The 20,066-nt window shown below is 70.8% G+C and carries 20 protein-coding genes; 14 read left to right on the top strand and 6 right to left on the bottom strand.

All coding sequences use genetic code 11. From position 1 onward, the window contains the following. The first annotated feature begins 117 nt into the window (after positions 1-117). The 7 genes from AB0L95_RS04620 (at position 118) to serC (ending at position 6,958) form a co-directional block, all read left to right on the top strand. Positions 118-1,914, top strand: coding sequence for an ATP-binding protein (locus AB0L95_RS04620; RefSeq protein ID WP_365156867.1), 1,797 nt, complete (start codon positions 118-120; stop codon positions 1,912-1,914). Next, on the top strand, positions 1,911-2,318 hold the full coding sequence (locus AB0L95_RS04615) for a roadblock/LC7 domain-containing protein (RefSeq protein ID WP_365156865.1): 408 nt from the start codon (positions 1,911-1,913) through the stop codon (positions 2,316-2,318). Before AB0L95_RS04620 ends, AB0L95_RS04615 begins: the two co-directional genes overlap by 4 nt. After that, positions 2,315-2,662, top strand: a complete 348-nt coding sequence (locus AB0L95_RS04610; protein ID WP_365156862.1) for a DUF742 domain-containing protein — start codon at positions 2,315-2,317, stop codon at positions 2,660-2,662. Before AB0L95_RS04615 ends, AB0L95_RS04610 begins: the two co-directional genes overlap by 4 nt. Further along, positions 2,643-3,260 carry an ATP/GTP-binding protein gene (locus AB0L95_RS04605; protein WP_365156859.1) on the top strand — a complete coding sequence of 206 codons (618 nt, stop codon included), beginning with the start codon at positions 2,643-2,645 and terminating at the stop codon, positions 3,258-3,260. The genes AB0L95_RS04610 and AB0L95_RS04605 overlap by 20 nt, the downstream gene beginning before the upstream one ends. Further along, on the top strand, positions 3,257-4,480 hold the full coding sequence (locus AB0L95_RS04600; protein WP_365156856.1) for a cytochrome P450: 1,224 nt from the start codon (positions 3,257-3,259) through the stop codon (positions 4,478-4,480). Before AB0L95_RS04605 ends, AB0L95_RS04600 begins: the two co-directional genes overlap by 4 nt. Beyond that, positions 4,477-5,751 carry a cytochrome P450 gene (locus AB0L95_RS04595; RefSeq protein WP_365156853.1) on the top strand — a complete coding sequence of 425 codons (1,275 nt, stop codon included), beginning with the start codon at positions 4,477-4,479 and terminating at the stop codon, positions 5,749-5,751. Before AB0L95_RS04600 ends, AB0L95_RS04595 begins: the two co-directional genes overlap by 4 nt. Before the next feature lie 88 nt (positions 5,752-5,839). After that, positions 5,840-6,958: a phosphoserine transaminase gene (gene serC, locus AB0L95_RS04590; protein ID WP_365156850.1), complete on the top strand. Its 1,119-nt coding sequence runs from the start codon at positions 5,840-5,842 to the stop codon at positions 6,956-6,958. A gap of 116 nt (positions 6,959-7,074) precedes the next feature. On the opposite strand, the gene AB0L95_RS04585 is transcribed toward serC, so the two are convergent. Next, a complete protein-coding gene (locus AB0L95_RS04585) occupies positions 7,075-8,061 on the bottom strand; it encodes a WD40 repeat domain-containing protein (RefSeq protein WP_365156847.1) in 987 nt (328 codons plus the stop codon). A gap of 140 nt (positions 8,062-8,201) precedes the next feature. On the opposite strand from AB0L95_RS04585, the gene AB0L95_RS04580 reads away from it, so the two are divergent. From AB0L95_RS04580 to AB0L95_RS04570, 3 genes are all read left to right on the top strand, one after another. Continuing rightward, complete coding sequence (locus tag AB0L95_RS04580; RefSeq protein WP_365156844.1) at positions 8,202-8,885, top strand: GDSL-type esterase/lipase family protein; 684 nt, start codon at positions 8,202-8,204, stop codon at positions 8,883-8,885. Positions 8,886-8,973: 88 nt separating this feature from the next. Then, on the top strand, positions 8,974-9,570 hold the full coding sequence (locus AB0L95_RS04575; protein WP_365156841.1) for a Uma2 family endonuclease: 597 nt from the start codon (positions 8,974-8,976) through the stop codon (positions 9,568-9,570). 60 nt (positions 9,571-9,630) lie between these two features. Then, positions 9,631-10,623 carry an aldo/keto reductase gene (locus AB0L95_RS04570; RefSeq protein ID WP_365156838.1) on the top strand — a complete coding sequence of 331 codons (993 nt, stop codon included), beginning with the start codon at positions 9,631-9,633 and terminating at the stop codon, positions 10,621-10,623. A 165-nt stretch (positions 10,624-10,788) separates the two neighbouring features. On the opposite strand, the gene thpR is transcribed toward AB0L95_RS04570, so the two are convergent. Next, positions 10,789-11,361, bottom strand: coding sequence for an RNA 2',3'-cyclic phosphodiesterase (gene thpR, locus AB0L95_RS04565; RefSeq protein WP_365156835.1), 573 nt, complete (start codon positions 11,359-11,361; stop codon positions 10,789-10,791). A gap of 122 nt (positions 11,362-11,483) precedes the next feature. On the opposite strand from thpR, the gene AB0L95_RS04560 reads away from it, so the two are divergent. Next, the gene (locus tag AB0L95_RS04560) at positions 11,484-11,615 is read left to right on the top strand and encodes a hypothetical protein (protein ID WP_365156833.1); all 132 of its coding nucleotides are present in this window, start codon (positions 11,484-11,486) and stop codon (positions 11,613-11,615) included. A gap of 55 nt (positions 11,616-11,670) precedes the next feature. Here the strand turns inward: AB0L95_RS04560 and AB0L95_RS04555 are convergent, their stop codons facing one another. Beyond that, on the bottom strand, positions 11,671-13,119 hold the full coding sequence (locus AB0L95_RS04555) for an MFS transporter (RefSeq protein WP_365156830.1): 1,449 nt from the start codon (positions 13,117-13,119) through the stop codon (positions 11,671-11,673). An 89-nt stretch (positions 13,120-13,208) separates the two neighbouring features. Next, positions 13,209-13,646 carry a MarR family transcriptional regulator gene (locus tag AB0L95_RS04550; protein WP_365156827.1) on the bottom strand — a complete coding sequence of 146 codons (438 nt, stop codon included), beginning with the start codon at positions 13,644-13,646 and terminating at the stop codon, positions 13,209-13,211. A 191-nt stretch (positions 13,647-13,837) separates the two neighbouring features. Between AB0L95_RS04550 and AB0L95_RS04545 the strand changes: the two genes are divergently transcribed. After that, complete coding sequence (locus AB0L95_RS04545) at positions 13,838-14,020, top strand: ribbon-helix-helix protein, CopG family (RefSeq protein WP_365156824.1); 183 nt, start codon at positions 13,838-13,840, stop codon at positions 14,018-14,020. A gap of 15 nt (positions 14,021-14,035) precedes the next feature. On the opposite strand, the gene AB0L95_RS04540 is transcribed toward AB0L95_RS04545, so the two are convergent. After that, a complete protein-coding gene (locus tag AB0L95_RS04540; protein ID WP_365156821.1) occupies positions 14,036-15,484 on the bottom strand; it encodes an NCS2 family permease in 1,449 nt (482 codons plus the stop codon). 256 nt (positions 15,485-15,740) lie between these two features. On the opposite strand from AB0L95_RS04540, the gene AB0L95_RS04535 reads away from it, so the two are divergent. Beyond that, positions 15,741-16,010, top strand: coding sequence for a DUF2530 domain-containing protein (locus tag AB0L95_RS04535; RefSeq protein WP_365156818.1), 270 nt, complete (start codon positions 15,741-15,743; stop codon positions 16,008-16,010). A 105-nt stretch (positions 16,011-16,115) separates the two neighbouring features. Further along, positions 16,116-18,509, top strand: a complete 2,394-nt coding sequence (locus tag AB0L95_RS04530) for an HAD-IC family P-type ATPase (RefSeq protein ID WP_365156815.1) — start codon at positions 16,116-16,118, stop codon at positions 18,507-18,509. 4 nt (positions 18,510-18,513) lie between these two features. Here the strand turns inward: AB0L95_RS04530 and AB0L95_RS04525 are convergent, their stop codons facing one another. After that, positions 18,514-20,055: an FG-GAP-like repeat-containing protein gene (locus tag AB0L95_RS04525; protein WP_365156813.1), complete on the bottom strand. Its 1,542-nt coding sequence runs from the start codon at positions 20,053-20,055 to the stop codon at positions 18,514-18,516. Positions 20,056-20,066: the final 11 nt, after the last annotated feature.

The raw sequence follows: 20,066 nt of genomic DNA, 5'->3' as shown, positions 1-20,066 counted from the left end.
TCCGATCAGCAACTCACCTATAGTGACGGGCGGTTGACCAACAAGGGTCGCTCTCACCCACCGGCCCCGCATACCGCACCGCCCTGGACCTGCCCGAGGCTTCCGAGGACACCATTCATGACCGCCCCCACACCGCCCGACGAACGCCCTGCCCTCCGTGCCGTCGCCCCCGCCCCGCTGGCCACCGCCGTGATCGCGGGCCTCTTCGTCGCCGTCGTGGTCGTGATGGCGCCGAAGACGGCCCGGGCCCCCCTCGCCTGGGGCGGCGGCGCCCTGACGCTGGTGCTGTGCGCGGCGGTCGCCCTCGCTGCCCACGGCCTGCGCTCGGCCCGGCTGACCCGCCGTCGTCTGGACGCCGCGACCCAGGACGCGGCCCGGCTGCTCCAGGAACGCGCCCGGCTCGCCGAGGACTTCAGCCAGGAGCGGGCCCGGCTGACCGACGGCTTCATCGAGGAACGCGTCCGCCTCACCGAAGGGTTCGAGCGGGACCGAGCCCGGCTCGCCGAGGAGTCCGCTCGGGAGCGCATCCGCCAGGCCGACGAGTCCGCGCAGGAACGCGCCCTGCTCAACGACGAGTTCGACCGCGAGCGCGACCGGCTCACCGCCGACCTCGCCCGGCTCACCGAGGAGAACGCCCGGCTCACCCGCGGCCTGCGCCAGGCGGCGAACGCCCGGGACTCGGCCGTCTCCGTCACCGCCAACGTCGCCGGCCGGATGCAGGCCCTGGCCACCGGCATGCTCGCCGACCTGCGCACGATGGAGGAGAAGCACAGCGACGAGGACGTCCTCGCCGACCTGCTCCACCTCGACCACCGCACCGCGCAGACGGGCCGCCTCGCCGACTCCGTCGCCGTGCTCACCGGCGCCCGCTCCGGCCGCCGGTGGGCGCGCCCCATCGTCATGGAGTCGATCCTGCGCGGCGCGATGGGCCGGATCAACGGCTACCAGCGGGTCCGTGTCCACTCCTCCAGCGCCGCCGCGGTCACCGGGCACGCCGCCGAGGGCGTGATGCACGCCCTCGCCGAACTCCTCGACAACGCCGCGAACTTCTCACCGCCGACCGCCGAGGTCCATGTCTACGTCGAGGAGGTGCCCTCCGGGGTCATCGTCTCCGTGGAGGACGCGGGCCTGGTCATGAGCGACGTGCAGCTGCGCCGCGCCGAGCGCGCGGTCTCCGGTGACGTCGACGAGCTGAGCGGGCTCACCGGCACCCGGCTCGGTCTCGCGGTCGTCGGCCGGCTCGCCCGCAAGCACGGCCTGAAGGTCTCCTTCCGGCCGTCGGCGCGGGGCGGCACCGGCGTCCTGATGCTGATCCCGCAGGAGATCCTGTCCCCGTCGGCGCCCCCGCCGGCCGCCGTGCCCGACGCGACCCCGGCCGCCGGCCCTGCGGTCACCCCTTCGGCCGCAAGCGCGCCCGCGCCGGCCGCCCCCGGGCACCGGCCCTCCTACGCCGCCGCCCGCGCCGCCGAGGACCTCGACCCCGACCCGGTCCCCACCCACGACTCGCCTCGCCCGGACACCCCCGGGACCGGGGGACTGCCCCGGCGCCGTCGCGGCCACGCCCTCGCGGCGGCCGAGCGCGACCACCCCGCCGTCCGCGCGGAACGCGAACCGCGCACCCCCGACGACGCCAGGACCCGGGCCGCCCGCTTCAGCAGCTTCCGCCAGGCGGTCCGCGGCGCCGTACCGGACCAGGCCGCGGTGCAGGGCACGACGGCGGAGCCCGAGGCCGTACGGGAGACGGCGCCCGCGGATCCCGTACGGGAACACGACTCCGCGCCCGGCCCCCACGTCCGGGCCACCCCGCACGAACCGGCCGCACGCCGGACACCGACCCCCGGTCCCGTACCGGGCCCCGCCGCGCTGGACGCGGCCGTCACTCCCTCGCACCCGGAAGGCGACACCACTTCATGACCGGCATCACGACCGCCGACGAGAAGCTCACCTGGCTCATCGAGGGCCTGCTGGAGCGCACCCCGGGTGCCCGGCACGCCCTCGTGCTGTCCCGGGACGGGCTGAAGCTGTGCCGCACTCCGGAGCTGTCCGTCGACCAGGCCGACCAGCTGGCCGCGATCTCCGCAGGCATCCAGTCGCTGTCGCACGGCGCATCCGTGGAGTTCGGCGACGGAAGCGGCGGGGTGCGCTCGGCGATGGCCGAGTTCTACGGCGGGGTCCTGTTCATCGTGGAGGCGGGCCAGGGAGCGCATCTCGCCCTGGTGACCGACGAGGACGCGGACGCGGGTCTCGTCGGGCACCACATGAGCGAACTCGTGGAGCAGCTCGGCGAGCACCTGACCGCGCAGCCGCGTACGTCATGAGCCGCCCCGGCAGGGACGACGCACCGGACCGGCTGTACACCCTCACGGGAGGGCGCAGCCGGTCCGATCCCGCCGCCCGGTTCGACCTGGTGACGCTCGTGGTGGCCGAGTGCGATCCGGTGCCGGGCATGCAGTCGGAGCACGCAACGATCCTGGCGATGTGCGACCGGCCGACGGCGGTCGTGGAGATCGCCGCCGAACTGCGGCTGCCGGTGAGCATCACGAAGATCCTGCTCTGCGACCTCCTGTCGGCGGGGCGCGTCAGCGCCCGCCACCCCCGCACCGCCGCACTTCCCGATCCCGACGTCCTGGAACAGGTGCTCGTTGGACTTCGCAACCTCTGACACCCGCACTCCGCTGGGTCCCCAGGCCGACAACGGCCTGAAGATCGTGGTCGTCGGCGGCTTCGGCGTCGGCAAGACGACCCTGGTCCGCTCGGTGAGCGAGATCCGCCCGCTCAGCACCGAGGAGACCATGACTCAGGCCGGCGCGGCGGTCGACGACGTGAGCGGGGTCCGGGAGAAGTCCGCGACCACCGTCGCCTTCGACTTCGGCCGGATCACCCTGGACGCCCGCAATGTGCTGTACCTGTTCGGGGCGCCCGGACAGGAGCGGTTCTGGTTCCTGTGGGACCGGCTCTTCACCGGCACCCTGGGCGCGGTGGTGCTCCTCGACACCCGGCGCATCGACGACTCCTGGTACGCCATCGACCGCCTGGAACGCCACGGAATGCCGTTCATCGTGGCCTGCAACGACTTCGGCGGTCCCCGGCACACGCCCGCGGAGGTCCGCGCCGCCCTCGACCTCGACCCGCACATCCCGCTCATGGACTGCGACGCGCGCTCCCGGGAGTCCGGCAAGCAGGTCCTGATCACGCTCGTCGAACATGTGCGGCAACTCGGCGCCGCCCCTGCCCCCACCGCCGAACAGGAGCTGGTGTGACCACCGCCCCCGTGCCCCTCAGCGGGCCCCGGTTCCAGACCGAACCCGCCGCGTTGTACCGGGAGATGCGGCGCGAGCACGGCTCCGTGACCCCGGTCGTGCTCGACGGCGGGATACCGGCGTGGCTGGTGCTCGGCTATCGCGAGCTGCACCAGGTCACCGGCGACCCGGTGCTGTTCAGCCGGGACTCCGGGCTGTGGAACCAGTGGGACGGCATCCCCGACGACTGGCCGCTGCTGCCGATGATCGGCCGCCGGCAGCCGTCGATCCTCTACACCGTCGGCGAGCGCCACCGCGAACGCGCGGCGATGATCAGCGACGCGCTGGAGGCCCTCGACCCGTTCGAACTGCGCGGCCACGCCGAGCGGTTCGCCGACGCGCTGATCGACGCGGTGTGCGGCCAGGGCGAGGCGGACCTCGTCGCCGAGTACGCGATGCTGCTGCCCGTGCGCGTCCTCGCGATCCTCTACGGCTTCGCGGAGGAGCAGGGCCCGGGACTGGTCACCGCCCTCAACGACATGATCGACGGGCGGGAGCGGGCGATCGCGGGCCAGCTGCATCTGGCCGGCTCCATGACCGAGCTGCTGGCCGCCCGGAAGGCGAGCCCCGCGAACGACGTGGTCTCCCGGATGCTCGCCGACAAGAGCGGCTTCACCGACGAGGAGATCACCCAGGACCTGATGGTGATGATGGCCGCGGGCCACCAGCCGACCGCGGACTGGATCGGCAACTCGCTGCGGCTGATGCTCACCGACGCCCGTTTCGCCGCCTCCCTCTTCGGCGGCCGCAACAGCGTCGCCGAGGCCATGAACGAGGTGCTGTGGGAGGACACCCCCACCCAGAACGTGGCGGGCCGCTGGGCCTCCCGTGACACCCGGCTGGGCGGCCGGCACATCCGGGCCGGAGATCTGCTGCTGCTCGGCCTGCAGGGCGCCAACAGCGACCCGCAGGTGCGCACCGACGGCTCCGCGCTGACCGGCGGCAACAACGCGCACTTCTCCTTCGGGCACGGTGAGCACCGCTGCCCGTTCCCGGCCCAGGAGGTGGCGGAGGTCATCGCGCGGACGGGCATCGAGGTAGTCCTGGACCGGCTGCCGGACATCGATCTGGCCGTACCCGCCGAGGAGTTGACGCGTCGTCCGTCGCCGTGGCTGCGCGGTCTCACCGCACTGCCGGTGAGATTCACCCCCACCCCCTCCCTAGGAGGCCCTTCCGCATGACCACGATGGACAGATGCCCCATAGCTCTGGACCCCCTCGTCACCGATCTGGACGCCGAGAGCGCCCGGCTCCGGGACGCGGGCCCGCTCGCCTCCGTGATCCTGCCCGGCGGCGTTCCGGTGTGGGCGGTCACCCACCACGCCGAGGCCCGGCAGCTGCTGACGGACCCCCGGCTGGTGAAGGACATCGACGTCTGGGGTGCCTGGCAGCGGGGCGAGATCGCCCCCGACTGGCCGTTGATCGGGCTCGCCAACCCGGGCCGCTCCATGCTCACCGTGGACGGGGCCGACCACCGGCGGATGCGCACGCTCGTCGCCCAGGCGCTGACGCCCCGACGGGTGGAGGAGATGCGGCAGAGGATCACCGAGCTGACCGAGGGCCTGCTGGACCGGCTGCCCACGGACGGCCGGGAGGTCGACCTCAAGGCGGAGTTCGCCTATCCGCTGCCCATGTACGTCATCGCGGAGCTGATGGGCATCGAGAAGTCCCGGCTGCCGCGTCTGCAGGTGCTGTTCGAGAAGTTCTTCTCGACGCAGACCCCGCCCGCGGAGGTCGTCGCGACGCTCACCGAGCTGGCGGGGATCATGGCGGACACGGTGGCGGCGAAGCGCGCCGAGCCCGGCGAGGACCTCACCTCCGCCCTCGTCCAGGCCTCCGAGGACGGCGACCGCCTCACCGACCAGGAGATCGTCTCCACGCTTCAGCTGATGGTGGCCGCGGGCCACGAGACGACGATCTCCCTGATCGTCAATTCGGTGGTCAATCTGTCGACCCATCCGGAGCAGCGCGCACTCGTCCTTGCGGGTGAGGCGGACTGGTCGGCGGTGGTCGAGGAGACCCTGCGCTGGTCCACCCCCACCTCCCATGTGCTGATCCGGTTCGCGACGGAGGACGTCCCGGTCGGCGATCAGGTCATCCCCGCCGGGGACGCCCTGATCGTGTCGTACGGCGCGATCGGCCGGGACGAGAAGTCACACGGTCCGACCGCGGGCGCTTTCGACATCACCCGGGAGACAAAGAACCGGCACATCTCCTTCGGGCACGGCCCGCATGTGTGCCCCGGGGCGGCCCTGGCCCGCCTGGAGGCCGGGGTGGCGCTGCCCGCGCTCTACGCCCGCTTCCCCGGCCTGGACCTGGCGGTCCCGGCGGGCGAACTGCGCAACAAGCCGGTGGTGACGCAGAACGACCTGTTCGCACTGCCGGTGCGGCTCGCCTCGTGGAGCGGCCGCGAAGGTCGTAGGTCCTCAGTGGAGCGGCCGCGGAAGTCGTAGGTCCTCACAAGTCCACGTGCCGGAGGGCGTCGTCTCATCGAACGGACACGTTTCCGCCCGGTTTCTCCGAGGGGATACCCTCCGGCTCGTGGCTGACATCCAGATTCCTGCTGACCTCAAGCCCGCTGACGGTCGTTTCGGCGCGGGTCCCTCCAAGGTGCGGGTGGAGGCGCTGGACGCCCTCGCCGCCACGGGTAGCTCCCTGCTCGGCACGTCCCACCGCCAGGCCCCGGTCAAGAACCTGGTCGGCAAGGTGCGCGAGGGCATCCGCGAGCTCTTCCAGCTCCCCGACGGCTACGAGGTCGTCCTCGGCAACGGCGGCTCCACCGCGTTCTGGGACATCGCGACCCACGGTCTGATCGAGAACAAGTCGCAGCACCTCAGCTTCGGCGAGTTCTCCTCGAAGTTCGCCAAGGCCGCGAAGCTCGCCCCGTGGCTCGCCGAACCCACGATCATCTCCTCCGAGCCCGGCACGCACCCCGAGGCCGGCGCGGAGGAGGGCGTCGACGTCTACGCCTTCACCCACAACGAGACGTCCACGGGCGTCGCGATGCCGATCAAGCGGGTCGCGGGCGCGGACACCGGCTCCCTGGTCCTGGTGGACGCCACCTCCGGGGCCGGCGGCCTCCCGGTCGACATCGCCGAGACCGACGTCTACTACTTCGCCCCGCAGAAGTCCTTCGCCTCCGACGGCGGCCTGTGGATCGGTGTGTTCTCCCCGGCCGCGATCGAGCGCGCCGAGCGCGTCCACGCCTCCGGCCGTCACATCCCGGAGTTCTTCAGCCTGCCCACGGCGATCGACAACTCCCGCAAGAACCAGACGTACAACACCCCGGCCCTCGCCACCCTGTTCCTGCTGAACGAGCAGCTGGAGTGGCTGAACGGCCAGGGCGGACTGGACTTCGCGGTCCGCCGCACGGCCACCTCCGCGCGGACGCTGTACGGCTGGGCCGAGGACGTGAAGTTCGCGACCCCGTTCGTCGCCGACCCGGCCAAGCGCTCCCAGGTCATCGGCACGATCGACTTCTCCGACGAGGTCGACGCGGCCGCCGTCGCCAAGGTCCTGCGCGCCAACGGCATCGTGGACACCGAGCCGTACCGCAAGCTGGGCCGCAACCAGCTGCGCGTCGCGATGTTCCCGGCGATCGACCCGGCGGACATCGAGGCGCTGACCCGGTGCGTCGACTACGTGATCGAGAAGCTCTGACCTTCTCGCACGTCATGTCCCAGAGGGGCGCCCGGTGTTGTGTGCACCGGGCGCCCCTTCGCCGTCCCTGGCCTGCGACCGGAAGGGTTCGCCGGCTCGCCACGCCCGGCACGGTGCTAGCGCTTCCTGCCCAGCAGCCGCTTGAGGCCGAGGACCAGCACCAGGCCCAGGGCCAGGACCAGGGCACCGACCTTGTAGTCGGCGTGCAGGATCGTGCCGCTGCCCGAGCCGGCCTGCGGGGTTCCCTTGCCCGAGGGTGACGCGGAGTGGCCCGTTCCGTCGGCCCCGGGCGCGTCCTCGGCCTGCACGGGGCTGTCGGTGCCCTCGCTGCCGTAGAGAAGTTTCGAGCCGTCGGTGCTGTACGTGACCGACTCGCCCTGCCGCTGCAGGGGCACGTTCAGCCGCCCCTGCCGCTTGATGTGCCCGTCGTTCCAGGCGTAGGCGATGCCACCGAAGTAGCCGCGTACGACGAGCTGTCCACCGTCGGGCGAGAAGGCGGCATCGGTGGCCCACAGGTCGACGGCGGCGACGGGCCGGAAGACGTTCGCCCCGGTGGACGACAGCTGGGCCGGGCCTTCGTAGAGGTGCCCGCCGTCCTCCTTCTTGTCGATGATGTAGACGCGCCCGGTCTTGGGGTGGACCACGAGGGACTCGGCGTCCCGGGGCCCGTTCGCGTACTTCACCACGTACTGGGTGGCCCGGATCGTCTGGTCCTTGAGGACCTTGGGCTCGGGCAACCGGTAGATCCACACATAGGGCCATCGGCCGCCGAAGTTGTCGCCGATGTCGCCGGCGTAGATCTCGTTCCCCGGGCCGATGGATATGGCCTCGACGTCGCGGGGCCTGCCGATGCCGCTGAGGGTGACGGTGGCGACGGTCTTCCCGGTGCGGCTGTCCACGGCGTAGAGGTACGGCCCGTCGTCGCTGTCGTTGTGGGTCCAGTAGATCCCGGGATGCAGACGGGAGGCGGCGAGCCCGCTGGACTCGGTGATCCGGGGGTCCTTGATGGTGAATCCGCCGCCGTCGTCGGCGGAGGCGGGCGCCGGCGTGGCGAGCGCACCGATGAGAAGGGCCCCGGCAAGGAACGCGAGCGATCGACGCATGCCCCAAGCCTGCCATCCGGCGCCCCGGTTCACCGGCCCGGCGCCTCGGGGCCCCGGTGCCGGGCGGGCGTGTCGATCCTCACACCGGCCCGCCCCCTACATCCCCCCTGCTCCCCGGGGCGATCGTCCATGATGTGCGGATGCTCAGGTTCATGCCCGTAGGCGACTCCATGACGATCGGCAGCGCGGGCGAGCACACGTGGCGCTACCGGCTGTGGCGGCACCTGTGCGCGACGTACGACGGTCCGTTCTCGCTGGTCGGCCCGCGCGAGACGCTCCACGACAAGGCGACGGACGCACCCACGTCGTACGCGTACGCCGAACCCGACTTCCCCCGCGCCCACCTGGCGGGCTGGGGCGAGGGCTGGATCCATATGACGCCGCTGATCGGCGGGGCCGTACGGGAGACCCGTGCGGATGTGCTGCTGGTCTCGCTGGGCCTGATCGACCTGGGCTTCTACACCAACGCGGAACAGACGGAGGAGAACGTACGGAAGTTCGTCGCCGAGGCCCGCCGGGCCAGGCCGCGCATCCGTATGGTGCTGCTGCCGGTGATCCCGAACATCCGCACCGAGGCGGACGACTCGTTCGGGGCCGAGGTGACCCTCTTCAACGACCTCCTGGCGAAGACGGCGGCGGACCTGGACGAGCCCGGCTCGCCGCTCCTGCTGGCGACTCCCCCGCCGTCGTACGACATCCACCGCGACACCTACGACGGCACGCACCCGAACGCGAACGGCGAGCACAAGATCGCGGAGGCGTTCGCGGAGGCGCTGTACCAGGGGTGGGGGATCGCGGGGCCTTACGCGGCCGGAACGGATTGACCGAATAGCGGCGTGGCCTGGTCACCGTGCGTATCGTTGTACCGCGCGGCTGCACTTGTGCGGAGGGCGGCCGGGGAGGAGCGCCACCATGACCGTCCTGGACGACAGGATCGAGATCGAGATGGCCGACACAAACGCAGAACGCCTGGACCAGTGGTTCGAGCGGCTTGAGCGGATGCCCGTCCCCGAGGGTTACAAGGTTGAGATCGTGGGGGGCAGTGTCTTCATGACGCCGCAGCGGGACATCCACTGGGAAACCGTCCGCGAGATCCTCTGGGCGCTCGAGGACCACGTCGGAAGAAGGCGCGCACGGGTGTTCTCGGACGTCCGCATCGACTTTCCCGGCCTGGAAAACGGCTTCTGCCCCGATGTGGCCAAGCTGCGCGAAGGCGCCGCAAAGGATGACGAGGGTCGCTGGCGCTACGGGGACGTCGAGTTCATCGCCGAAGTCATCTCGAAGGGGACGGCCCGGAACGACTACGGCCCCAAGAAGACCGCGTACGCGCTCGCCGAAGTCCCCGTGTACCTCATCGCCGACCCCTATCAGGGCACATGCCACGTGTACACCGAACCCAAAGAGGGCGACTACGCCTGCGAGCTGCGCGTCGACTATGGAACCGCGGTCGATATGACCACCACCCCCCTCGGCCTCACCCTCCGGACCGACGACTTCCCCCGCGACTGAACCCGACCGCCCTGCAGCTCCCTTGCCTAGAGCGCACTCCACGCCGTTGGCTAGGCAGTCATGAAGTACACGCAGCTCGGACGCACAGGACTCAAGGTCAGCCGGCTCGTCCTCGGGACCATGAACTTCGGCCCGCAGACCGACGAGGCCGACAGCCACGCGATCATGGACGCGGCGCTGGACGCGGGCATCAACTTCTTCGACACCGCCAACGTGTACGGCTGGGGCGAGAACAAGGGCCGTACCGAGAAGATCATCGGCAGCTGGTTCGCCAAGGGCGGCGACCGGCGCGACAAGGTCGTCCTCGCCACCAAGGTGTACGGCAACATGGCCGCGGACGGCGACGCCTGGCCCAACCACGACAAGCTCTCCGCCCTCAACATCCGCCGGGCGGTCGACGCCAGCCTCAAGCGGCTGGGCACCGACTACATCGACCTGTACCAGTTCCACCACGTCGACCGGCGGACCCCCTTCGAGGAGATCTGGCAGGCCATCGACGTCCTGGTGCAGCAGGGCAAGATCCTCTACGTCGGATCCAGCAACTTCCCCGGGTACAAGATCGCCCAGGCCAACGAGATCGCCGCCCGCCGGCACGGCACGATCGGTCTCGTCAGCGAGCAGTGCCTGTACAACCTCGCCGAACGCCGCGCCGAGATGGAGATCATCCCGGCGGCGCAGGACTACGGCCTCGGTGTCATCCCGTGGTCGCCGCTGCACGGCGGACTGCTCGGCGGTGTCCTCAAGAAGGAGGTCGAGGGCGGCCGCCGCGCCTCCGGACGCTCCGCCGACGCCCTCGCCAACACCTCCGTGCGGGCGCAGATCCAGGCCTACGAGGACCTGCTCGACAAGCACGGGATCGAGCCCGGCGAGGCCGCCCTGGCCTGGCTGCTGACCCGGCCCGGCGTCACCGGCCCGATCGTCGGCCCGCGCACCGGCGAACAGCTGGAGTCGGCGCTGCGGGCGGTCGAGCTGGAACTCCCGGAGGAGGTCCTGGCCGGCCTGGAGGAGATCTTCCCCGGGCCCGGACCGTCGCCGGAGGCGTTCGCCTGGTAGCCGACGGGGCCCGGCGCCCCCGGGGGGCCGGGCCGCGCACGGCGGCGGTGGTCTACCTGCCGACCGCCGCCGTCAGCGCCACCACCGCGAACATCAGCACAAGCACACCGGCCATGATCCGGTTACGAGTCTTCGGGTCCACGCATCGAGCGTAACCGGCCCCGGTCAGGTGCCCGCGCCGAGCCCCCACCGCCCCACGGTCTCGTACCGCGGCTGCTCCCCCGGCACTCCCGACCTCGGCAGCCGGCTGCGCACGAGGCACAGTTCCCCGACCGGCCAGACGCTGCCCTCGAAGGCGTCCAGGGCGGCGGCGTACGGCCGCAGGTCCGCGCCCCTGCCCCGGCTGCGGGCCAGCGTCAGATGCGCCTTGTAGCGGCGGTGCTCCCCCATCTCCACCCCCGCCTTGCGCCCCGCGGCCTCCGTACGGTCGGCGAGCAGCCGCAGGGCCGTGGTCTCCCCGGCCGCGCCCACCCACAGCGCCCGGTCCCCGAAACGGCCGCCCTTGGCGAGGGCCAGGGGAAAGGGCTCGGCGCGCCGGGCCGTCCGCGCCAGCCGCTCCGACAGGTCCGGTACGACGTCCTCGTCGACCTCGCCGTAGAAGGCGAGCGTGAAGTGCCAGCCCGGCCGTTCCGTCCAGCGCAGCCCGTCCGCGCCCGGCATTCCCTCCAACTCGCGCACGACCGAGGCCAGTTCCCGAATCGCGCGCTCCGGCGGCAGCACCGCGGCGAAGAGTCTCATGGCACCAGTGTCCCCGGGTGACGCTCGGGCGTGCCCTCGTCACCCTGCGTATCGTCGTACTGTGCGGCTGCATGCGACCAGGCAGCAGCGGTGTACCTGATCGTGGACCCGTACACCGGAACATGGCATCTGCACACCCTGCGCAGGACGGCGAGTACCGCGGCAAGCTCAGTCTGGACTTCGGCGAGGAGATCGATCTGACCGGGACCGTGGTGGGCCTGGTCTTCAAGACGGACGAGTTCCCGAAGGGCTGACCCCGGCCTCCCTGGAGGGGCCGGGGTCGGTGAATCCGGGGTCCGGGGCCGGGACTTACGCCGCCGTCGCCAGCTCCTCCCGTCGCTCGCGCGGGACGAAGCGGACCTGCGGGTGGCCGCGGTTCCAGCCGACCGACAGGCGCAGACCGCCGACCCGGGCCAGCAGCAGGCCGATGGTCACCGCCGCCGCGAACGAGACCAGACCGCCCAGGACGAAGCCGATCCGCGCGCCGTAGGCGTCCGTGATCCAGCCGACCACCGGCGCTCCCAGGGGCGTACCGCCCATGAAGACCATCATGAACAGGGCCATGACGCGGCCGCGCATCGCCGGATCGGTGCCCATCTGGACCGCCGTGTTCGCGGTGACGTTCACCGTGAGTCCGGCGATCCCAATCGGGACCATCAGCAGCGCGAACAGCCACAGCGACGGCGCCCCGGCCGTCACGACCTCCAGCCCGCCGAACACCGCCGCCGCCGCGATCAGCACCCGCAGCCGGGCCGTGCCGCGGCGGGCGGCGAGCAGCGCTCCGCTCAGCGAGCCGAGCGCCATCAGCGCGTTGAAGAGGCTGTAGGCGCCCGCGCCCGCGTGGAAGACGTCGTCCGCGTACGCCGAGAGCCACACCGGGAAGTTGTAGCCGAAGGTGCCGATGAAGCCGACCAGGACGATCGGCCAGATCAGCTCCGGGTGCCCGGCGACATAGTGCAGCCCCTCTCGGAGCTGGCCCTTGCCACGCGGGGCACGGTCCACGGCATGCAGCTCACGGGCCCGCATCAGCAGCAGTCCGGCGATGGGGGCCAGGAACGACAGGCCGTTGAACAGGAATGCCCAGCCCGTACCGACACCGGTGATCAGCACGCCCGCGACGGCGGGGCCGACCAGGCGGGCGGACTGGAAGTTCGCCGAGTTCAGGCTCACCGCGTTCTGCAACTGCTCGGGGGCGACCATCTCCGAGACGAAGGACTGCCGGGCGGGGTTGTCCACCACCGTGGCGAGTCCGACGGCGAAGGCGGCGACATACACATGCCAGACCTGGACATGGCCGGAGAGCGTCAGGAAGGCGAGGACCAGGCCCGTGGCACCCATCGCGGACTGCGTGACCAGCAGCGTCGGGCGCTTGGGGAGCCGGTCGACGAGGACACCGCCGTAGAGCCCGAAGAGGAGCATCGGCAGGAACTGGAGGGCCGTGGTGACACCGACGGCGGTGGAGGAGCCGGTCAGGCTCAGCACCAGCCAGTCCTGCGCGATGCGCTGCATCCAGGTGCCGGTGTTGGAGACAACCTGGCCCAGGAAGAAGAGCCGGTAGTTCCGCACGCGCAGGGAGCTGAACATCGAGGACGCGCGGGACCCGGTCCGTTCGGCGGCGTCCGCGTCCGGGGTCGCGGGAGCCGTGGGGGACTGCGGGGTCCCGGGAGCCGTGGGGGGCTCGGGGGTCCCGGGGAGGGCGGGCGGGGAGTCGTGGGCGGCTGGTGCGGGGGCGGAAGCTGCTCCGGTTCCCGGACTCAAAGGGGTTCGCCTCCTAGCGATGACTGCTTCATTCGTACGCGGGTGGGGCCGCGTCCATCACGGTGGGCGTCCGGCGCGGACGCCCGCCGTCACAGATGCGCGAGTTTCTCCAGGACCGGGGCGGCCGCGCGGAGCTTCGCCCACTCGTCCTCGTCCAGGCCCTCGACCAGGCCGGCCAGGAAGGCGTTCCGCTTGCGACGGCTCTCTTCGAGCATCGCCTCGGCCCGCTCGGTCTGGGTGACCACCTTCTGGCGCCGGTCCTCGGGATGCGGCTCCAGCCTGACCAGCCCCTTGCTCTCCAGCAGCGCCACGATGCGAGTCATCGACGGCGGCTGGACGTGCTCCTTGCGGGCGAGCTCGCCAGGGGTGGCGGAGCCGCAGCGGGCCAGGGTGCCGAGCACCGACATCTCGGTCGGGCTCAGCGACTCGTCGACCCGCTGATGCTTGAGTCGGCGCGAGAGGCGCATCACAGCGGAGCGGAGAGCGTTCACGGCGGCAGCGTCGCCGCCATGGGTCAGGTCAGCCATGCTCTTTAGGATAGGTCATTACTTTCCCTAAAGACCACCGCACGGCACCGCCTGTCGGGTGACTCCCACCACGCAGGCCCGCGCTTCCGCGACCGCGCGGGAAACTCCCGAGTCACATCTATCACCCAAATGGGTGATACGCCGGGGGAACGTGACACACCAGCCGTCCGGATCCGGCCACCCTCGTAGACATGGGGACCAGTGTGCTCAGTGTGCGGCTGGAGCGGGAGCTGCTCGAACGGCTCCGCCGGCACGCCGCCAGAAGAGGAATGAGCGTCCAGGACTATGTCGTCCGGACGCTCATTCGGGATGACTTCGACGAGCGGTTCCAGGCCGCCGTCGAGGAGACGGAGAGGTTCTACGGGGTCACCTGACCCCCGGGGAGCCGGTCAGGTCAGACCCAGGGCCGGCATCAGGTAGTAGAAGCCGAACACCGCCGCCACCACGTACATCGCGGCGGGGATCTCCCGGGCGCGGCCCGCGGCCAGGCGCAGGACCACGAAGGTGATGAAGCCCATGCCGATGCCGTTCGTGATCGAGTACGTGAAGGGCATCATCAGCATCGTCACGAAGGCCGGGACGGCGATCGTGTAGTCCGCCCAGTCGATCTCCTTGACCGAGTTGGACAGGATCAGGAAGCCGACCGCGATCAGCGCCGGGGTGGCCGCCTGGGACGGGACCATCGTGGCGACCGGGGTGAGGAAGAGGGCCACGGCGAAGAGAGCGCCCGTGACGACGTTCGCGAAGCCCGTGCGCGCACCCTCGCCGACGCCCGCCGTGGACTCCACGAAGCACGTGGTGGCCGAGGAGGAGCTGGCGCCGCCCGCCGCGACCGCGATGCCGTCGACGAAGAGCACCTTGTTGATGCCCGGCATATAGCCCTCGGCGTCGGTCAGCTTGGCCTCGTCGCTGATGCCCATGATCGTGCCCATCGCGTCGAAGAAGCACGACAGCAGGACCGTGAAGACGAAGAGGATGCCGGTCAGGACGCCGACCTTGCCGAAGCCGCCGAACAGGCTGACCTTGCCGATCAGGCCGAAGTCCGGAGTAGCGACCGGATTGCCCGGCCACTTCGGGACGGTCAGACCCCAGGAGGCGATCTTGGCGGTCGCGTTGAGGACCACCGCGAGCACCGTCATCGTGACGATCGAGATCAGGATGGCGCCCGGCACCTTGCGGACGATCAGCGCGAAGGTGAGCAGGGCGCCCAGGATGAAGACCAGGACCGGCCAGCCGTTCAGATGACCGCCGGTGCCGAGCTGCAGCGGGACCGTGGTCTGCGCGATGTCCGGGATACGGGTGACGAAACCGGAGTCGACGAGCCCGATCAGCATGATGAACAGGCCGATACCGATGGATATGCCCTTGCGCAGACCGAGCGGCACGGCGTTCATCACCCGCTCGCGCAGACCGGTGGCGACCAGCAGCATCACCACGAGGCCGGCGAGGACGACCATGCCCATCGCGTCCGGCCACGACATACGCGGCGCGAGCTGGAGGGCGACGACCGTGTTCACGCCGAGACCGGCGGCGAGGGCGATCGGGACATTGCCGATCACACCCATGAGCAGCGTGGTGAAGGCGGCGGTGACGGCGGTCGCGGTGACCAGCTGGCCATGGTCCAGGTGGTGCCCGTACATGTCCTTCGCGCTGCCGAGGATGATCGGGTTCAGCACGATGATGTACGCCATCGCGAAGAAGGTGGCGAAACCGCCCCGGATCTCACGGGAGAGCGTGCTGCCCCGCTCGGAGATCTTGAAGTAGCGGTCGAGGGCACCGGACGGCAGCCGGGTGCCCGGCTGCTGCGGGGCGGCCTTGGCAGGGGCCGAGGTGGACATGCGAGACCTCAGGAGTGCGGGGGACTTGGGACAGACACAGAACGGACAAACATGATCGAGTCTCGCCGTCACCTGATCACCAACGGGTCTCCCCCATGGCGTTGTTGGTGATTCATACGAACATAAGCGGCCAGACTCGAACTGTTTCAGTATGAACATATGAGGCGTAGATCGCTATCTCCGCGCGTAGACCCTTGGTGCACAAGGCCCCGGGGGCCGCCCCGACCCCGGGGCCCCACCCTCGTAAGCTGTGCGCATGGCGAAGTGGACCCCGAAGCACGAGGCGCCGGAGCCCCTGGAGGGCCCCGTGGTCGCCACCATCACCGGCGGCACGATCCTCTGGTTCGTCCTCTTCCTGGCCCAGCTGCCGTTCTACGGCTGGTTCGCCGACCACGGGCACACCTGGTGGCTGTGGACCTGCCTGGCCGGCGCGGGGCTCGGCTGCATCGGCATCTGGTACGTGCGCAAGCGGGACGCTGCGATCAAGCGGGACGCGGCGCGGCAGAGCGCGGCGGCCGAGGGTTAGCCCCGGGCTCCGCGTACGACCACCGCACGAGACGCGTCCTCCCCGGGTCGGATCTTCGGCTCGCTCAAGGGGTGAAGGCGCAGATCCGCACGTACCGTCGAATGCATGAGCCACATCGACGCGGGCGCCGAACTCGATCCGGTGCACCCCGCCCCCCTCCCCGGGCGGACGCGGGGACTGTCCGCCGCCGAGGTGGCCGAGCGGGTCGCCCGCGGTGACGTCAACGACATCCCCGTCCGCAGCAGCCGCACCTTCGGCGAGATCGTCCGCGCCAACGTCTTCACCCGCTTCAACGCGATCATCGGCGTGCTCTGGCTGGTCATGCTGTTCGTGGCGCCGTTCCAGGACAGCCTCTTCGGCTACGTGATCATCGCCAACACCGGCATCGGCATCATCCAGGAGTGGCGCGCCAAGAAGACCCTGGACTCGCTCGCGGTGATCGGCGAGGCGAGGCCCACGGTCCGCCGGGACGGGGTGACCGCCGCGATCGCCACCTCCGAGATCGTGCTCGACGACATCATCGAGACCGGGCCGGGCGACAAGATCGTCGTCGACGGCGTCTGCGTCGAGGCCGACGGGCTGGAGATCGACGAGTCGCTGCTGACCGGCGAGGCGGACCCCGTCGTCAAACGGGCCGGGGACCCCGTCATGTCCGGAAGCTTCGTCGTCGCCGGCACCGGCGCCTTCCGCGCGACCAAGGTGGGCCGGGAGGCCTACGCCGCCCAGCTCGCCGAGGAGGCGACCCGGTTCACCCTCGTCCACTCCGAGCTGCGCAGCGGTATCTCCACGATCCTCAAGTACGTGACGTGGATGATGATCCCGACCGCGATCGGCCTCGTCATCAGCCAACTGGTGGCCAAGCAGTCCGGGTTCAAGGACTCCCTGGCCCGCACGGTCGGCGGGATCGTGCCCATGGTCCCCGAGGGGCTCGTCCTGCTCACCTCCGTGGCCTTCGCCATCGGCGTCATCCGGCTGGGGCGCAAACAGGTCCTGGTCCAGGAACTGCCCGCCATCGAGGGCCTCGCCCGTGTCGACACGGTCTGCCTGGACAAAACCGGAACCCTCACCGAGGGCGGCATGGACGTCACCGAACTCCGGCCGCTCCAGGGCGCCGACGAGACCTATATACGCAAGGTGCTCGGCGCGCTCGGCGAGTCCGACCCGCGCCCGAACGCCTCCCTCCAGGCGATCATCGACGCCTACCCGGACAACGAGGAGTGGCGCTGCACCGAGGCCCTGCCCTTCTCCTCCGCACGCAAGTACAGCGGCGCGTCCTTCAACGAGGGCGACGGCGAGGCCAGCACCTGGCTCCTCGGCGCCCCGGACGTCCTGCTCGACCCCGACGACCCGGCCCTGACCGAGACCGAGCGCCTCAACGAACAGGGGCTGCGGGTGCTGCTGCTCGCCCGCACCTGCCGCGAGCTGGACGACCCCCGGGTCAAGGACGGCACCCGGCCCACCGCGCTGGTCGTTCTGGAGCAGCGGTTGCGCCCGGACGCCGCCGACACCCTGCGCTACTTCGCCGACCAGAACGTCCGCGCCAAGGTGATCTCCGGCGACAACGCGGTGTCCGTGGGCGCGGTCGCCGGGAAGCTCGGTATCGCCGGTGAGGTCCTGGACGCCCGCCGCCTTCCGCCGAACCAGGCGGAGATGGCCAAGTCACTGGACAAGGGCACCGTGTTCGGGCGGGTCACCCCGCAGCAGAAGCGGGACATGGTGGGCGCGTTGCAGTCGCGCGGGCACACGGTGGCGATGACGGGCGACGGCGTGAACGACGTGCTAGCGCTCAAGGACGCGGACATCGGCGTCTCGATGGGCTCCGGCTCGGAGGCGACGCGGGCCGTGGCGCAGATCGTGCTGCTCGACAACAGCTTCGCGACACTGCCGTCGGTGGTCGGCGAGGGCCGGCGGGTGATCGGGAACATCACCCGGGTCGCCACGCTGTTCCTGGTGAAGACGGTCTACTCGGTGCTGCTGGCGGTGCTGGTGGTGTGCTGGCAGGTGGAGTACCCGTTTCTGCCCCGGCACCTGACCCTGCTGTCGACCCTGACGATCGGCGTGCCGGCCTTCTTCCTGGCGCTCGCCCCCAACAGGGAGCGGGCCAGACCCCACTTCGTACGGCGGGTCATGCGGTACTCGGTCCCGGGCGGGGTCATGGCGGCGGTCGCGACCTTCGTGACGTATCTGATCGCCCGGCACCACTACACGGGCCCCGGCTCACTGGAGGCGGAGACCAGCGCGGCGACCCTCACGCTCTTCCTGATCTCGATGTGGGTGCTGGCGATCGTCGCCCGGCCCTACACCTGGTGGCGCATCGCCCTGGTGGCCGCGATGGGCCTGGCGTTCCTGTTCGTCCTGGCCGTGCCCGCGTTGCAGCACTTCTTCGCGCTGAAACTGGTGGGCGTCTCGGTCCCCTGGATCGCGGTGGGGATCGCGGCGGTGGCGGCGGCCGCCCTGGAGCTCGTCTGGAGGTGGGTCGACCGCCGCGTGCCCGCGTGAAGGGTTACACGGCGGGCCACATGGTCTTGCCGCCCGCCAGCTTGCCCGTGCCGTCGCCCGCGTACCAGCGCAGATCGCCGTTGGCCCACAGCGCGGCCACGTCCGCCTTGCCGTCGCCGTTGAAGTCACCGCCGAGCACGGCACGCATGGTGCCCCAGCTCTTGCCGGGGTACATCGAACGGGCCTTGTCGAAGGTCCCGTCGGCCTTGCCCGGGTAGAGGTTCAGGGCGCCGTCGGCGGTGACGGCGGCGATGTCGTCACGGCCGTCTCCGTTGAAGTCACCGGTGGCGATGTGCTTCATCTTCCAGGTCTTGTCGGGCCACATGGCCTTCTTCTGGTTGACCAGGTTGCCGCTCGCGTCCCTCTTGTACGTGTAGAGGGATCCGTCGGGCCACTGGAACAGCAGGGTGTCGCGTCCCACGGTACCGGTCTTGAGCGCGGCGGCGGGCAGGCCGTTCTTCCAGGTGGCGTCGGTCCAGAGTTTGCTCCGCTTCCACATCGTCGGCACCCAGGTGTGCTGCGCGAGGAAGATGTCACCGTCGCCCTCGACCATGGCCACTTCCAGGCCCGTCCCGTCCCCGAAGTCGCCCGCGACGAGCTGGGCCGGCGTGGTGCGGCTGAAGGTCGGGCCCAGGTACGCCCCGTACTGGAGCGTGCCGTCGGGACGGCCGTAGAAGACATGGGCGGGGCCGCGGGTCAGGACGGCCGCGATGTCCGTACGCCCGTCACCGTTGAAGTCCCCCGCCGTGATGGCGTCGGTGACGAAGTCCTTCCGGGTCGTCAGCCGGACCCGCTGCACCCAGTCCGCGATGTCGTCGACCCGGGTGGCGACGGCCCCGGTGCGGGTCTCCTGGGAGCCGAGGCAGCCGCCGCCCCAGGAGGCGTCGACCACGCCGACCAGGTCGCCGTTCGCGTTGAGGACGGGGCCGCCGGCGTCGCCCTGGCAGAGGGCGCCGCCGCCGTTGCTCGGGGAGATCGCCAGGGTCGAGGCACCCACGGTGTCCACGGTGAAGGACCCGGTGTGCGCCTTGGCGGGGACCCACTCGTCCTTGGTGCGGCCGAACCCGTCGGCCTTGAGCTGGTCGCCCTGGGCCGGTGCGGTGGTGCCGAGGTCGGCCTCGGTGATGTCGGGGAACGGGCCGTCCAGCGGGTTGTCGATCGTGGCCGGGTTGGCGATGCGCGCCATGACCAGGTCGCGGTCGGGGTGCGGGACGAGCTCCAGGACCTGCTGCTTCACGACCGCTTCCGCGCTGGGGCGGTTGCCGTCGGCGGTCACCACGGTGGTGTACGCGGGCTTGCCGGCGGGGATCTTCGACGGGTGCTGGGGGTCGGCGGTGAAGCAGCTGGCGGTGGTGAGCACCCACTGGCCGTCGACCAGGGTGCCGGAGCAGCTGCGTTCGTTGTCGTTCCCGAGGTCGATGTGGAGCTTCACCGTGAACTGGTCGGCTCCGTCGGCCACCTGATCACCCGCCACCGACTGTGCGGGCGGAGCGGCCAGCAGACCGGTCGTGAGACCGGCCGTCACCAGGCCGGTCACCCATGCCATGCGCTGTGTGC

It is taken from the genome of Streptomyces sp. NPDC052036 (assembly GCF_040680495.1).
Classification (GTDB): domain Bacteria; phylum Actinomycetota; class Actinomycetes; order Streptomycetales; family Streptomycetaceae; genus Streptomyces.
Note: the sequence above shows the minus strand (reverse complement) of the source record. Positions and strands in the feature narration are given on the sequence as shown.

Excerpts from the sequence above, each read along its gene's own strand:
- AB0L95_RS04545 (WP_365156824.1), top strand. The coding sequence starts at position 13,838 with ATGGGGACCAGTGTGCTCAGTGTGCGGCTGGAGCGGGAGCTGCTCGAA.
- AB0L95_RS04560 (WP_365156833.1), top strand. The coding sequence starts at position 11,484 with ATGGCATCTGCACACCCTGCGCAGGACGGCGAGTACCGCGGCAAGCTC.
- AB0L95_RS04540 (WP_365156821.1), bottom strand. The coding sequence starts at position 15,484 with ATGTCCACCTCGGCCCCTGCCAAGGCCGCCCCGCAGCAGCCGGGCACC.
- AB0L95_RS04575 (WP_365156841.1), top strand. The coding sequence starts at position 8,974 with ATGACCGTCCTGGACGACAGGATCGAGATCGAGATGGCCGACACAAAC.
- AB0L95_RS04585 (WP_365156847.1), bottom strand. The coding sequence starts at position 8,061 with ATGCGTCGATCGCTCGCGTTCCTTGCCGGGGCCCTTCTCATCGGTGCG.
- AB0L95_RS04550 (WP_365156827.1), bottom strand. The coding sequence starts at position 13,646 with ATGGCTGACCTGACCCATGGCGGCGACGCTGCCGCCGTGAACGCTCTC.
- AB0L95_RS04580 (WP_365156844.1), top strand. The coding sequence starts at position 8,202 with ATGCTCAGGTTCATGCCCGTAGGCGACTCCATGACGATCGGCAGCGCG.
- AB0L95_RS04615 (WP_365156865.1), top strand. The coding sequence starts at position 1,911 with ATGACCGGCATCACGACCGCCGACGAGAAGCTCACCTGGCTCATCGAG.
- AB0L95_RS04530 (WP_365156815.1), top strand. The coding sequence starts at position 16,116 with ATGAGCCACATCGACGCGGGCGCCGAACTCGATCCGGTGCACCCCGCC.
- AB0L95_RS04610 (WP_365156862.1), top strand. The coding sequence starts at position 2,315 with ATGAGCCGCCCCGGCAGGGACGACGCACCGGACCGGCTGTACACCCTC.
- AB0L95_RS04525 (WP_365156813.1), bottom strand. The coding sequence starts at position 20,055 with ATGGCATGGGTGACCGGCCTGGTGACGGCCGGTCTCACGACCGGTCTG.
- AB0L95_RS04570 (WP_365156838.1), top strand. The coding sequence starts at position 9,631 with ATGAAGTACACGCAGCTCGGACGCACAGGACTCAAGGTCAGCCGGCTC.
- AB0L95_RS04595 (WP_365156853.1), top strand. The coding sequence starts at position 4,477 with ATGACCACGATGGACAGATGCCCCATAGCTCTGGACCCCCTCGTCACC.
- AB0L95_RS04535 (WP_365156818.1), top strand. The coding sequence starts at position 15,741 with ATGGCGAAGTGGACCCCGAAGCACGAGGCGCCGGAGCCCCTGGAGGGC.
- thpR (WP_365156835.1), bottom strand. The coding sequence starts at position 11,361 with ATGAGACTCTTCGCCGCGGTGCTGCCGCCGGAGCGCGCGATTCGGGAA.
- AB0L95_RS04620 (WP_365156867.1), top strand. The coding sequence starts at position 118 with ATGACCGCCCCCACACCGCCCGACGAACGCCCTGCCCTCCGTGCCGTC.